Annotated in this window: 11 protein-coding genes; 6 read left to right on the top strand and 5 right to left on the bottom strand. The window is 66.1% G+C overall.

Annotated features, from left to right (window positions below; all coding sequences use genetic code 11):
* The first annotated feature begins 41 nt into the window (after positions 1–41).
* Positions 42–2,954, top strand: a complete 2,913-nt coding sequence (locus tag PX52LOC_RS38925) for a serine/threonine-protein kinase (protein ID WP_149115135.1) — start codon at positions 42–44, stop codon at positions 2,952–2,954.
* A gap of 127 nt (positions 2,955–3,081) precedes the next feature.
* Complete coding sequence (locus PX52LOC_RS38920; RefSeq protein WP_149115134.1) at positions 3,082–3,873, top strand: hypothetical protein; 792 nt, start codon at positions 3,082–3,084, stop codon at positions 3,871–3,873.
* A 342-nt stretch (positions 3,874–4,215) separates the two neighbouring features.
* On the opposite strand, the gene PX52LOC_RS38915 is transcribed toward PX52LOC_RS38920, so the two are convergent.
* The 3 genes from PX52LOC_RS38915 to PX52LOC_RS38905 are packed head-to-tail and all read right to left on the bottom strand — an operon-like array spanning position 4,216 to position 9,202.
* Entirely contained in the window at positions 4,216–5,157 is a 942-nt protein-coding gene (locus PX52LOC_RS38915; RefSeq protein ID WP_246173609.1) for a response regulator, read from the bottom strand.
* An 8-nt stretch (positions 5,158–5,165) separates the two neighbouring features.
* Complete coding sequence (locus PX52LOC_RS38910; RefSeq protein ID WP_149115133.1) at positions 5,166–8,597, bottom strand: PAS domain-containing hybrid sensor histidine kinase/response regulator; 3,432 nt, start codon at positions 8,595–8,597, stop codon at positions 5,166–5,168.
* The gene (locus tag PX52LOC_RS38905) at positions 8,594–9,202 is read right to left on the bottom strand and encodes a thioredoxin domain-containing protein (RefSeq protein WP_149115132.1); all 609 of its coding nucleotides are present in this window, start codon (positions 9,200–9,202) and stop codon (positions 8,594–8,596) included. Before PX52LOC_RS38905 ends, PX52LOC_RS38910 begins: the two co-directional genes overlap by 4 nt.
* Positions 9,203–9,650: 448 nt before the next feature.
* Between PX52LOC_RS38905 and PX52LOC_RS38900 the strand changes: the two genes are divergently transcribed.
* The 4 genes from PX52LOC_RS38900 to PX52LOC_RS38885 all read left to right on the top strand — a co-directional run bounded on the left by PX52LOC_RS38900 (position 9,651) and on the right by PX52LOC_RS38885 (position 11,604).
* The gene (locus PX52LOC_RS38900) at positions 9,651–10,397 is read left to right on the top strand and encodes a hypothetical protein (RefSeq protein ID WP_149115131.1); all 747 of its coding nucleotides are present in this window, start codon (positions 9,651–9,653) and stop codon (positions 10,395–10,397) included.
* 72 nt (positions 10,398–10,469) lie between these two features.
* Positions 10,470–10,727 (top strand): hypothetical protein, encoded by a 258-nt coding sequence (locus tag PX52LOC_RS38895; protein WP_149115130.1) that lies wholly within the window; start codon positions 10,470–10,472, stop codon positions 10,725–10,727.
* Between the two features lie 103 nt (positions 10,728–10,830).
* A complete protein-coding gene (locus tag PX52LOC_RS38890; RefSeq protein WP_149115129.1) occupies positions 10,831–11,157 on the top strand; it encodes a hypothetical protein in 327 nt (108 codons plus the stop codon).
* A gap of 33 nt (positions 11,158–11,190) precedes the next feature.
* Positions 11,191–11,604, top strand: a complete 414-nt coding sequence (locus PX52LOC_RS38885) for a hypothetical protein (protein ID WP_149115128.1) — start codon at positions 11,191–11,193, stop codon at positions 11,602–11,604.
* A 236-nt stretch (positions 11,605–11,840) separates the two neighbouring features.
* Here PX52LOC_RS38885 and PX52LOC_RS38880 read toward each other — a convergent pair whose 3' ends face one another.
* Positions 11,841–12,275: a hypothetical protein gene (locus tag PX52LOC_RS38880; RefSeq protein ID WP_149115127.1), complete on the bottom strand. Its 435-nt coding sequence runs from the start codon at positions 12,273–12,275 to the stop codon at positions 11,841–11,843.
* Between the two features lie 86 nt (positions 12,276–12,361).
* Positions 12,362–13,384: a DUF1559 domain-containing protein gene (locus tag PX52LOC_RS38875; protein WP_149115126.1), complete on the bottom strand. Its 1,023-nt coding sequence runs from the start codon at positions 13,382–13,384 to the stop codon at positions 12,362–12,364.
* Between the last annotated feature and the right edge of the window lie 10 nt (positions 13,385–13,394).

Below are 13,394 nucleotides of genomic sequence, written 5' to 3'. Positions count from 1 at the left end.
CCGCATTGAAGGGTGCCCGTTCCGTCCCGAGATCGACCGCCATGGCCCCGGCCGAATCCATCTTCTTCGCCGCCCTCGAGCGCCTGCCGGGTGAGCGAACCGCCTTCCTGGCTGAGGCGTGCGCCGGCGACACGGCCCTGAAAGCCCGGATCGAGCGGATGCTCGCGGCCCAACCGGCCCTCGGCCAGTTCCTCGCCCCGCCGGCCCCGACCGCGGCCGCCCCGGCCGGCCAACCCGGCACCGTCGTCGCCGGCCGGTACAAGCTCCTGGAACGCATCGGCGAGGGTGGCATGGGGACCGTCTGGCGGGCCGAGCAACAGCAGCCGGTCCGGCGGGAGGTGGCACTCAAACTGGTGCGGGGCGAACACCAGTTCGCGCGGCCGTTCCGCGTGCGGTTTGAGGCCGAGCGGCAAGCCCTGGCCCTGATGGACCACCCGCACATCGCCAAGCTCCTCGACGCCGGAACGACCGGGCCAGCGGAGATCGATGCAGTCGGGGTCGATCGGCCGTATTTCGTCATGGAACTCGTTCGGGGCATCCCGCTGAACCTGTTCTGCGACCAGCGGAGGCTGTCGATCCCCGACCGCCTCCGGCTGTTCGTGCAAATCTGCTCCGCCGTCCATCACGCACACCAGAAGGGCGTCCTCCACCGTGACCTGAAACCGGGCAACGTCCTCGTCGAAAGCCACGACGGTCGGCCGGTCGCTCGGGTCATCGACTTCGGCCTCGCCAAGGCGACTGGCGACCTGCGGCTGACCGAGCAAACGCTTTTCACCCAGTTCGGTGGGGTGGTCGGGACGCCCCTGTACATGGCCCCGGAGCAGGCGACGTTCAACGCTGTGGACGTGGACACGCGGGCGGACGTGTACGCCCTGGGGGTGATCCTGTACGAACTGCTGACCGGCACGACGCCCATCGAACACGAGGCGGCGAAGCAGACGCCGCTGGAAGACGTCTTGCGGCTGATCCGCGATTCCGACCCGCCGACGCCGAGCAACCGCCTCAGTTCCACGGCCCAGAGCGCCGCCACCGCGGCCGCCCGCGGGACGGAGCCGGCGAAGCTCGACCGGTTCCTCCGCGGCGACCTGGACTGGGTCGTCATGAAGGCACTGGCGAAGGAGCGGGACCGGCGGTACGAGTCGGCCGCCGCGTTCGCCACGGACGTCGAACGGTTCCTGCGCGACGAACCCGTACTCGCCGGCCCGCCGGGGGCCGCCTACCGGGTGCGGAAGTTCGTCCGTCGCAACCGGCCGCAGGTAGTGGCCGCCGCCCTGCTTCTGTTCGCACTGGTGGCCGACATTGCCGGGACGACGGCGGGGCTGATCCAAGCGGAATCGCGGCGGCAGGAGGCGGACCACGCGCGGGGCCAGGAGGCCGGCCAGCGGACGCGGGCGGAGGAGGCCCTCGGGCGAGAAGGGCAGGAGCGGACGCGGGCGGAACTCGCGCTCGGGCGGGAGGCCGCCGAGCGGGCACGGGCGGAACAGGCCCTCGATCAGACCCGGCAGGCCCTCGAGTCGTTGCTCACGTCACTGATCGGCGAATCGCTCCTCGATACGCAACGGCCCCTCACGGACGAACAGAAGAACATCCTCGCCCAACTGCTCGCGCACTTCGAGAAATTGGCCCAGGAACCGCCGGGCGATGAGGCGTCGCGCTTCCGGGCGGGGCGGGCGGCGATGCGGGTCGGGCACATCCAGACGCGCCTCGGTCGCAAGGTGGATGCGGAGGCCACGGACCGCCGCGCCGTAGCGGCGTTCGCGGCGCTTGCCGCCGACTACCCCGGCAACCCGACCCACCACCGGAACCTGGCCGGTTGCCACAACAACCTCGGGTCCAGGCTGAAAGCGAGTGGCCAGTTCGAGGCGGCTCTGGAGCAGTTCAAGACGGCCCTCGTCATTCAAACGCGCCTGGCGGCGGACCACCCGAAGGAGTCGGAATACCGCCTCGATCTGGGCATGAGCCATCACAACCTCGGCCTGGCGTACATGGCGCGGAGCGCCCGGGAGGCCGAGGTACACTACCGGGAGGCCATCACGATTCGCAAGAAACTGGCGGATCAATTCCCAGACGCCCCAGCGTACCGCCGGCAGTTGGCCTCGACTTACGCATTCCTGGGGCAACACCTGGCCTTCCAGAAGCGATGGCCGGCCGCGGAGGCGGAGTACGACCAGTTCCTGGAAATCATGGAGAAGCTGGTCGCCGATTTCCGGAACGTGGCGGAGTACCGCCGCGACCTGGGGGACGCGTACAACGACCTGGCCGTGCTGACGCCGCCTGAAAAGGGGTTGAAGGAACGCCGCCTTCGCCAGGCTCTCGAAATCCGTGAGAATCTGGCGGCCAATGCCCTGGACGTGGTCGAGTACCAACTCGTCCTGGGGGGCAACTATTGTGATCTCGGCAAGCACCTCACCCGCGCCGGCCGGCCGGCCGACGGGGCGGACCTGCTCGGGAAAGCGATCGACACCCTGAAGGCCGTTCTCGACCGGGACCGCCGGTCGGATCAGGCCCGGCAGTTTCTTCTGATCAGCCACGTGGGCCGGGCGCGGGCCTACGAAGCCCTCAACAAGCACCGTGAGGCCCTGGCCGATTGGGACCAGGCCGTCCCGCTCTGCCCGAAGGACCAGGAGGCCGGCGTCCGCAAGCTGCGGGTTCACTCCCGCGAGCGGAACGGACTGTTGGCACAGGCCGCGGCCGAAGTCGCCGAGTTGGCTCGGGCCGAGAAGTGGACCGGAAACCAGTTCTACGAACTCGCCTGGATCTGCGCCCGGGCCAGTCGCCGGGTCGTGGACCGGAAGGACGAGAACGCCGACCGGGCTGTCGAGTTGCTCCGGGCGGCCGTGGCCGCCGGGTTCAAGAACGCCGAGGGCCTCGCGAAGAACGAAGACTTCGCCCTCCTGCGGGACCGCGACGACTACAAGAAGGTGATCGAGACGATGATGAAGCCGAATCCGTAACGGCGGTCGCCGTCACCCGCTTCGGGGTGACAATCTCACGGATTTCATGGCGGGCTCCGGGGGCCGTTCCCGCATGGGTAGGCAGCCCAACTCACCCACCCCGGACACCTCTGAAGGACAACCGACCATGGCCGCAATCACCTCGAACGTGGAGAGGCTCAAGTCTCTCGTGGACATGCTGACCGGCTACGAGGACCTGATGAAGACCGACCTCGGGCAGAGCATCGCCGACCGGAACAAGCACCGGAAGGATTGGCTGGATCTGTACGCGAAATTTGACGAGAACCTGACCGGCAAGATTAAGGGCATCGGCAACCACTCGGGGACGAAGCGGGCCGCGGCGGCGGCGGCGATCATGGACGTCGGCAAGTCGTACCGCGGCAAGCTCGCCACACTGCCGGCGTTCGACACCACCAGCGATACCGTGATCCTTATGAAGGGTTCGCTCGCCGGACTGGAAAAGAAGGCGGCCGACATCCAGTCCAACCCGGGGGACGACGCTAAGATGAAGGCCCTCCGGGACGAGAGCGACAAGTGGTCCAAGAACAAGGCTGCGGCGGACAAGATGATGAAGGACATGATCGACAAGGCGAACGCCGCCGACAAAGCAACGATCGATGACGCGGTCAAGTGGACCAAGTTCGTGAAGAAGGAGATGCCGCCGGCGGCATTCGACGCCCTGGCGAAACTCGACGGCGTCCAGGGGGCCACCCGGGTGGCGTTGGCCACGCAACTGAAGGGGATCTTCGACATGCTCAAGGCCGCCCTCGACCAGTACATCGACAACGGCCCCGCGCGGGGCGGCACCAACGGACACGCCCTGCCGCGGGCACGGTGCAAATCGATTCAGGACGAGATGATGATCGTCGAGGCCGAGTTGACGGCAGCCATGGTTCCGCCCCCCGCACCGGCTTCCTAGCCCCCGCGGCGTGCTCGTGGGGTCGTCGCCCACCGCTTCGACTTCAGTGTGAAGTCCGACGCCATGCTCTACTGGCTCTGGCTCAAACCGGGCGGTCTGTCGTCTCGCTGCCCGTGGCAGATCGCGCGGAACAACTCGTCGTGCCGCCGCGACCCGCAACTTCGAGCGCGGGTCGCGGCGGTTCAGGTCGAGATTGATGGCCAGTCAGCTGCCGTCGGGCAGCCACGCCAGGCGGTGCCAGATGCGGCTGCCGGGGCCGCGACTGTTCCCGTGAGGCTCGGGCGCTTCGCCCCAGTCAAGAGACTCGATATCTTCGAACGGCACGATGCGGCGTTCGGGCGATCACCGTTCCCGCCTCTTGACGAGTTTCACGCGGTTCCCGGACGGGTTGTACACGACCTCGTCCATGAACGCCCGCATGAGCATAATGCCGCGACCGCTCGGCCGGTCGAAGAACGTCGGGTCGGTCGGGTCGGGCAGCTTCGACACGTCGAACCCGTCGCCGCCGTCGGCGATCACGAACGTCGCCGCGTCCGGCGTCAGTCGGGCCGTCACCTTCACCCGGCGGTCACGGTACGGGGCCAGCGTCCGCCGCTCGGCGACCTGGTCGTAGAACGCCCGCTCGTTGACGGCCTTGAGCTCGGAACTGACGCCGAGGTTGCCGTGATAGATGGCGTTCAGCAACGTCTCTTCGAGGGCGATGCCGACGCGGGTCACGGCCGTTGCGTCGCAGATGCCGAGGGCCGTGAGGTCGTGCTGGAGGAACGTGACCAGCGGGGTGACGACGGTCGGGTCGTTGTCGAGCACGAACCGGGTCGTCCGCGTCCGCAGGCTCCGCAGCGCCTTTGCCTGCCCGTCGTCGGTTTGCGACGCGGCCACCACCTGCTCGACGGCCTGGGCGAGGTCGGCGGCCAGCGCCCGCTTCGTGACGTAGCTGGCGGCACCGGCCCGCAGCGCGGCGACGGCGATCTTCTCACTCCCCTGGCCGGTCATAATGATGACCGGCACGTTCGGGTAGTCGGCCCGGATGCGTTGAATCAGTTCCAGCCCGTCCATCCGCGGCATCTGAAGGTCGGTCACGACCGCGGCCGGTAGCTGCTGGCCGAGGGCTTCCAGAGCCTCTACGCCGTCGCTGGCGTACACCACCCGCCAACTGGTTCGCTTTTCGATCAGGCGGCCGGCCACCCGGCGGTCCACCGGCGAGTCGTCGACGACGAGGATGGTCGAGCCGTCCAGGCCGTGGGAGTGGCTCGTGAGTTCCGGTGCGGGAGTTTGCGTCATCATGGGTCGGGTCATCGCTCAAGTGAGGGGGTAGTCGGATGGGCCAGCGCGTCCGCGAGTCGGACGACGTCGCGGGCCAGCGCCGACACTAAGTCGGAAGCGGCGATCAGATTGTTCTCTTCACACAGTTTTTCGAGCCGTTGGGCGATCGCGACGACGGCCGTACCGCCAACGTACCCGGCGGCACCTTTGAGGCCGTGGGCGGACCTTCGGGCGGCCACCGCGTCGCCGGAGGTCAGGGCGGATCGGAGGTCGTTGAGCATCTTCGGCGAGTCGGAGCGGAACACCTCGGCCACTTCAGCGAACAATTCCTCGTCACCGCCGAGCCGATCCAGGGCTTCCTGGCGGTCGAACACGTTGGCCGCCGCCGGCGCGGGCGTCTGCGCCGGGGCTGGCGTTTGAACCAGCGTCGCGGAACCGCGGTCGCGGGTTTCCGCCGCCCACGCGAGGACGCGGAGGAGTTCCGCTTGCTGCACCGGCTTCGTCAGGTACTCGTCCATGCCGGCGGCCAGGCACCGCTCGCGGTCGCCTTTCATGGCGTGGGCGGTCATCGCGATGATCGGCGTTTGCGTGCCGGCGATCGCGTCCCGGTCGCGGATGAGTTGCGTCGCCTCGAACCCGTCCACCTCCGGCATCTGCACGTCCATCAGGATCAGGTCGAAGTATTCGCGGTCGAACGCCGCCACCGCCTCGCCGCCGTGGTTGGCGATCGTCACGGAATGGCCGAGCTTCTTCAACAACAGGTCGGCAACCCGCTGGTTGACGATGTTGTCCTCGGCCAACAGGATTTTCAGCGGTCGCGTGGTCGGGACCGTCACCGGCTGCTTCGTGCGGGCGACGATCGGCCGCGAGCGGTCGGGCATGGCACTGTAGATCGCCCGGTGCAGTTCTGTGGCCTTCACCGGTTTGATGAGGTACGCCGTCACGCCGAGTTCGCGGCACCGGGCGGCGTCGCCGTTCCGATCGCCGGACGTGAGCAGAATGATCGACGCGCCGACGAAGTCCGGCTCGGCGGTGATCTTCTCGGCGACGGTCAGGCCGTCCATTCCGGGCATCATGCCGTCGAGCAGGACGAAGGCGTACGGCCGGCCGGCGTCGAACGCGGTCCGCATTTCTTTCAGCGCGGCCGGGCCGCTGTCCACGCACGTCGGGACGACGCCCCAGTGGCGAACCGTCTCGTCGAGGACGCGGCGGTTCGTGGCGTTGTCGTCCACGATCAACACCGCCGCCCCGTCTAGCTTCTCGACCGGCCGGCACATCGCCCGCTCGACCGACTCGCGGGGCTGGCCGAAGCGGACCTCGAAGTGGAACGTGCTTCCCTGCCCGGGCTCGCTCTCGACCCAGATGCGGCCGCCCATGAGTGCGACCAACCGCGTCGAAATGGTCAGGCCGAGGCCGGTGCCGCCGAACCGCCGGGTGGTCGAGCCGTCCGCCTGGGTGAACGGGTCGAAGATGGCGGCCTGTTTGTGCTTCGGGATGCCGATGCCGGTGTCGCGGACGGCGAAGTGGAGCAGGAAGTCGCCACCGGGTGCCGGCCGGAATTCGACCCGCAGCACGACCTCGCCGCGGTCGGTGAACTTGATCGCGTTGCCGACGAGGTTCGTGAGCACTTGCCGCAGCCGGCCGAAGTCGCCGACCACCGCGTCCGGCACGTCCGCGGCGAAGTCGCAGGCGAGTTCGAGCCGCTTGACGTGAGCGCGGTGCGCAAGCGCCTTGAGCGCGTCGCCGACCACGTCTCGGAGGCCGAACGGCAGCGGGTCCAGGTCGAGTTTCCCGGCCTCGATCTTCGAGAAGTCGAGGATGTCGTTAATGACCGTCAGCAGGGCGTCGGCGGACGACTTCACCAGGCCGAGCGAATCCCGCTGAGGCTGCGACAGGTCGGTCTCCAGCACGAGGTCGGTCATGCCGATGATGCCGTTCATCGGCGTCCGAATCTCGTGGCTCATGTTCGCCAGGAACTCGCTCTTGGAGCGGTTCGCGTCCTCGGCCGCCGCTTTAGCGTCCAGGAGGGCCGTCTGCGCCTGCTTCCGGGCCGTGATCTCGTTGGCGACGAAGACGAAGTGGATGAGTTTCCCCTCGTCGTCCCACACCGGCTGACAATCGACCTCCACCCAGTACAGGCGGCCGTCCTTCGTCGTGTTCTGGAACTCCTGCCCGGCCCCGCTGTCCGTCTGGCGGACCGTCAGCCGCGAGTTCTGTGCGACCTCGCACGCCTGGAGCACCTCGGTCACGTTCCGGCCGACAACTTCTTCGGGCTGATAGCCCGACACCCGCGTGAACCCCTGATTGGCCCACTCGATTTCTTTCGTCGGTCCCGTTATCAGCACGGCGTTCGTCGTCCGACTGGCGACGAGCGCGAGTTTCCGGTTCTGCCCCTCGCTCGCCCGCAGTGCGTCCTCGGCGGCCTTCCGCTGCGTCACGTCTTGAACCTGCGAGACGAAGTGGACCGGCCGCCCCGTCGCGTCCCGCGCTAGCGAGACGCTCAACAGTGCCCACACCACCTGGCCGTCCTTGTGGAAGTACCGCTTCTCCAGTTGATATGTCGCGATCTCGCCGTTGAGAACCTGACGGACCAACTTCAGGTCGCCCTCCAGATCGTCCGGGTGGGTGATGTCCTGGAACCGCCCGCCGAGCAGTTCCGCCTCCGCGTAGCCGATCATCTGGCACAGTGACGGGTTGACCTGCAGCCACCGGCCGTCCGGGGCGACGAGGGCCATGCCGATGGCCGCGTGGTCGAACGAACTGCGGAACTGCTCCTGGCTCGCCCGGAGTTCGTTCGTCCGCTCGGCGACGCGGGCCTCCAGCGACTGCCAGGCGTCTTCGAGTTCGGCTTCACGCCGGGCCGCGACGCGGATGTCGCGAAGGCTGTGGATGCAGGAGTAGACGAGAAACAGGTCGATGAAGACGACCCAGCCGGCGTGTTCGAGCCACCGCCATTGGCCGCCGACCGGCGTGCCGTAGATCGACTCCGGCCAGAGGAAGCCCCGGGCAATGTGGTCGCCGGCGGTGATGGCAGAGGCGGTGATGAGCACCCGCCAGTCGCGGTAGAAGGCGAGGAACGCGAGCGAGCCGAACACGTGGAAGTGCGTCTCGGTGCGGCCACCAGACAGGTGGATGAGCAGGCCGGCCATGAACATCTGCCCGGCCGCGACGACGTGCCGCGTGGCCGCCGCACCGGGGCGGAACAGTGCGAAACCGATCGGGAGGCTGACGATCGCGAAGCCGAGGATCAGCGCCGCCCAGACGTGCGGGTGCGTTTCACTGTCGAGGCCGCTCCACGTCCGCGGCGACACCCACAGGGCCAGCGCGATGCTGATCGCCCACTCGAAAACGAGCAGGCCGGCCAGCAGGCGGTCGGTGCGAAGGATGACTTTTTGCCAGGCGGCCGCAGCGAGCGTCTCGGTGCGGCAGTCGATCGAGGACGGGAGCGATGGTACGTTCATTCAGAGTGGCATTTCGTGACGTTGGTACAATCCGACGGGTCCAGCAACGGGCAGCCGAACACGTCTGCGGTATCGGTCGGCGGCTCTTGCCCTGCGAGGGCCGCGAGAATCGCCTCGCGGCCGGCGGCCGCGCCTCGCTGCCCCCGCGATCGGGTCAGGCCGCCCGAGAACCGCGGCGTCCCGGCCGCGTCGAACAGGACCGCGTGGCCGGAGGTTGCCGCGCCGGCTCGCTTGGCCTCTTCGCCGCCGGCATCGATGTTCACCTCGACGCCCGGCAGGGCGTTCGCCCGGTCCCACAGTTTCGTCCGCTCCCAACCAGGAGCCGCCCCTGGCGGGCAGACGAACGCAACACGGAACCGGCACCCGCCCTTCACGCGACCGACGATCTCGGCGAATTCCGCCACGCTCGCGACCGCACATGGGCAGTGTGGGTGAAGGTACAAGACCAGCGTGAAGGCACGGCCGTCGGGGACATGATCGTGCATCGGGGCTAATTTTTTGCCCGGCGTCGCATCGTATCGCGCCCACCCGTAAAACCCGGCGACGATCGCAGCCGCCCACAGAGCGATGAGAAGAATGGTTTGTTGATAGGAAGAGCGAGGCATGGGTGCTCAAGGGTCAGTCAAGGGGGCCCGCGACGTTCGGGCCACGCCGGAGCCGCGGTGAAATCTGTACCCTAGTTCGGGTTCTGGGTGGACGGTGATGAAATTGCCGAAGTCTGAGCATCACGATTGAAGATTTCTGTTCTGGGACGCAGACCGCAACCCAAACGTGTGAACTCTTGCGGATACACGACCGAGAGGTGGCGTTACCCGCCTCGTGTTGATGCGACAAGCAGCGACGACCAACGGGCGAGAGGATCGACGGCCGTACGAACAGACCGACCTGCGCCGCGACTTGTGGCGGCAGTGATGGGTGTGACATCGGGAATCGTGGTGGACTCGCCGACGTAGATCACGGTAGGATGTCGCGCAGGGTTGAGGGATGTCGGTTCGGACCACGTCACCCAGCTCTTCTTGACTGAGTTTGGTCACACTCGCGAGTTAACTTGTGATGCGATTCCTTGCCCTCACCGTCATCCTCTCTGTTGCCTCAAACGTGCTGGCCGGCCCGACGACTTACGACGGCCAGCACGAGATCGGCACCATCAATCTCACGGTCGCCTACTTCGTACCCAAGGACCGCACGCCACTCCCTGACTGGAAAGACCGGATCGAATACTACGTCCGCCGGGTCAGCGCATTCCACTACCGCGAACTCGACGGGCGCTCGAAGATCAAAGCCGCCGTACGCCCGAAACCCTTGGTCGCGGAATCGGTGGCCGCCGACTTCCGCCAAGGCGATCAGAACAGGGCCTTCTATAAGACGATGGATGACGTGAAGGCCCTTCTGAAATGGAAGCCCGACGGCACCGCTGGTTTTCCCATCCTGCTCGTCCTCAGCGACATCAACTGGCGTGAATTGGACGACTTCCGCCGCGTGCGGACGATCGACGGCCGAGACGTTCACGAGGGGAACGTCTCCCTGAACGGTCGGCACTTTCCGGGCGCGGAATCGGGCGGTGCGAGGGCGGTCTACATCGCGAAAGGCGGTTACGGCATGGGCCTCGTCAGCGGCGACGGGTGGCGCGTGCCCTACTCCGGTGGCTCGGACTGCGTCGTCTATCACGAGGGCCTCGGCCACACGATCGGCTTGCCGCACCCGGAACCCATCGACAATACCGTCATGGGGACCGCCCAATACCAGTTCTGGATCAACGAGGCGAAACTGAACGTCAAGCAGAAGGAGAAACTGGGGTAGAAGCCGCCGGAGAAGGCGTCGGACCGCTCCGGCGACCTGTTTACGCACTTCACCGCCCTCCAGGAACCGCTTGTGCCGAAGGCCGGTCAACCCGTTTCACTCTCGCTCAAGTGGCCGAAGGCGGCGTCCGTCAAGGAGTTCAAAGTCCGCGTCCAGACGGACCTGTTTGCGAAGTGGGAGACGATCCCGACGAATGTGATGGGGGCCGCTCCGGACCGCGTGTCGCTCAAGACGTTCGACCAACCCATGCCCGCCAGCTACCGGGTGGACGTCACGCTCGACGACGGGCAGACTGCCGAGATCTGGGGATACTTCCAGGTGAAGAAGTAGAATTGCGATTGTTCATCACGTCGGCGTTCCCATTCCCCGCCCGTTGACCCGGCGATAGGGGCGGGTAGGGTGAGGGCGAACCGTTCGGCAACGGAGGCATCCCGTGGCGGCGTGGCACCGACGGTACAATGTGTCCGGCACAGTCCATGTCGGCGAGTCCGTAGAGAACTGGTGTCGCCTGCTGCGTCAGGTTCTCCAGACGGACGACGTCGCCATCATCGGCCACTACTCCGGGGCGGTCAGCGTGTTCGCGTTTTCGCCGGTGGCGGATGTCGTGTCGTGTGGTCACAAAGACCACGACTTCTGGGCACTGGTCCCCGGCGAGCGATCCGACTGGCAGCAATTTGCCGTGACCCTCGCGGCCAGTCTCAACGCCGCCGGTCTCCCGCGCTCACTGGTGGTACACGACGGGGTGCTGTTGTTGGAATAACGTCAGACGGCAATTGGCCACAGAGGCTCGTGCGTGAAGGCTCCCGAATACTGCCTGGACCGACTCCGTGCCGCCGGACTAGTCGTGTCGGAACCGTTCGTCCCGGGCCATATCGCCTTCCCGGACGGCGTGACCGTCGGCAAGCCGAACACCGTGGCCGGCAATTCTATCGACGGGTATGAGTGCCATTGGGGTATCGACGGCCCCGTTGTCGATGCCCCGTGCCCGTATCTGCACTACGAAAACGGTCAATGGCAGGTCACGGTTCACGAGTACATCCCCGGTCCCGGTCCGGGTGATTTCGTGAACTCATGGCTCACTCCCGAAGAAGCGATCACGGACATCTTGAACTACCTTCTCGGGAGCCACGAGCAGATGCGGGTCAAACTGCGGGGCCGGGCGGCGTTCAAAGAGCGGTTAGCCCGAATCGAGGCCGAGGAGCGTTGATTTTCGTCGGGCTAACCGAACCCCGTCGCGACACCTCGCACAGACCACGCCTCCGCTTTCTACTCGACACGCACGTCATCGGTTCCGTCATGATCGAGTTCGAAGTTTCAGGCACGCAGGCCGCCACGCCTGATCAGGCCCGGTAATCCGCTCGGCCGAAAACGAGTGAGCGGATTCCCGGGCCCCACGGCGACTCAGATCCACGAAGCGGCGACGAGTCAAACGTAGCCCGCCGATCACTTCTTTCCGGATTTGAGTTCGAACGGAGGGAGGGTCGCCGTACCGGTGATGCTGGTCTTCAGCGTCGTGGCCGAGTTGTACTCCTTTGGAACGTACATCTCGATCACCGGCTCCTTGTGTCCGGGGTTGGTGGTCGTGTCGAACTTGTCCGGGACGACGCGGGTGGCCCGGATTTCGACCGCCATCTCGCCGGATTCGGCCTTCACACTGTAGTCGCCGTTCACGATCGGGCCTGAGAACGACCCCTTGTTGCCCGCCAAGTTACGGAAGGAAATCGTACCCTCGGGAATCGGCGCGCCGTCGAGCGTTACCTTTCCCGACACGGTGTTCACCTTCGGGCCGGTCCCACCGCCGCCGCAACCAATTGCCGCAATCGCGAAGCTCGTTGTCACGATGGCCAGACCCAAACTACGGACAATGAAAGAGATCACGAGAACAAATCCTCCGAAAGGGGCGTGGAGAAACGCGGCCCACCAACAACGGGGGGGCCGCAGAACAACGGACGAAAAGGGTAGCGTCAGTCGGTGCTGGTCGCGACTTGGCCGTCGTTGCGAGTGCCCATTGTCCGCCAGGTGAAGAGATCGATCGTGTTCCGAACGAACCGGACCGACGCATCACCCATGACGGCGTTCACACCGCCGGTGTGGTAGGCGCGGGCGAAGTTCCAACGGCCCGCCAAACTGGGGTTCCCGTCCTCGCACGGGGCGTTGTTCGGCGCTCCGATGTAGCTCGTCGCACGGCACTTGTACACGCGGTCCGCCACCGCCGTGTTTGGCAGTTGGAACGTCGAGAAGCCGTACGCCCCGTGCGGGGCACCGCCCCACACGCCGCCGAGTTCACCCCACGACCCGCTTACGGCCGTGCCACGGATGATCCCCTCGGAGGCCATGAGCGTGTTCGACGATCCGTCCTGAACGTCACTGATCCGAACTTTCGAATCGCGGAAGAACATACCCCCACAGTCCGGGGCCGCCGTGTCGACGGTGCTCACTTGCGTCGGTGTTGCCGGCGACGTGGCGGTAGACCACGTCATCCCGCCGTTACTCACCGAGTAACTCGACATGAACCCGGTGGTCTTGCCATTCCCCCCCGTTCCAGGAGCGTTTCCGTCAGACGGGCACGACAACGTCGGGATGTTGACCGAGATTTCCGCCCCCGTCATCTGGTGGACGTACTGGTCGTAAGTGTTGCCCGTGTTGAAGCCGGTCGTGTCGGCTTGGTACAAGGTGAATGCGGATTGCTGCTCAAGGTACGGCAGGGCCAACTGGAACCAACACTCCCGCATCTTCTCGATCTTCGGCGGCGTCTGGGTCGCGCCGGCCGTCTCTCGGAAGCCGTACATGAATTTCTGGTTCGTGTCGTGGTAGTTGTGGAGCGCAAGGCCCAGTTGCTTGAGGTTGTTCGAACATTTCGCTCGGGCCGCGGCCTCGCGGACTTTCTGAACGGCGGGCAGAAGCAGGCCAATCAAGATGGCAATAATCGCAATGACGACTAACAGTTCGATCAGCGTAAATCCGCGACGGACCTTCTGACTGCGCATGGGTTGCTCC

The sequence above is a fragment of the Limnoglobus roseus genome (genome assembly GCF_008254045.1).
GTDB classification, from domain to species: Bacteria; Planctomycetota; Planctomycetia; order Gemmatales; family Gemmataceae; genus Limnoglobus; species Limnoglobus roseus.
This window is presented reverse-complemented; position numbering and strand designations above follow the sequence as displayed.

Bases quoted from the DNA above. Each gene is read 5' to 3' on its own strand.
- PX52LOC_RS38905 (WP_149115132.1), bottom strand. From the start codon at position 9,202: ATGCCTCGCTCTTCCTATCAACAAACCATTCTTCTCATCGCTCTGTGG.
- PX52LOC_RS38925 (WP_149115135.1), top strand. From the start codon at position 42: ATGGCCCCGGCCGAATCCATCTTCTTCGCCGCCCTCGAGCGCCTGCCG.
- PX52LOC_RS38875 (WP_149115126.1), bottom strand. From the start codon at position 13,384: ATGCGCAGTCAGAAGGTCCGTCGCGGATTTACGCTGATCGAACTGTTA.
- PX52LOC_RS38915 (WP_246173609.1), bottom strand. From the start codon at position 5,157: ATGATGACGCAAACTCCCGCACCGGAACTCACGAGCCACTCCCACGGC.
- PX52LOC_RS38910 (WP_149115133.1), bottom strand. From the start codon at position 8,597: ATGAACGTACCATCGCTCCCGTCCTCGATCGACTGCCGCACCGAGACG.
- PX52LOC_RS38920 (WP_149115134.1), top strand. From the start codon at position 3,082: ATGGCCGCAATCACCTCGAACGTGGAGAGGCTCAAGTCTCTCGTGGAC.
- PX52LOC_RS38900 (WP_149115131.1), top strand. From the start codon at position 9,651: ATGCGATTCCTTGCCCTCACCGTCATCCTCTCTGTTGCCTCAAACGTG.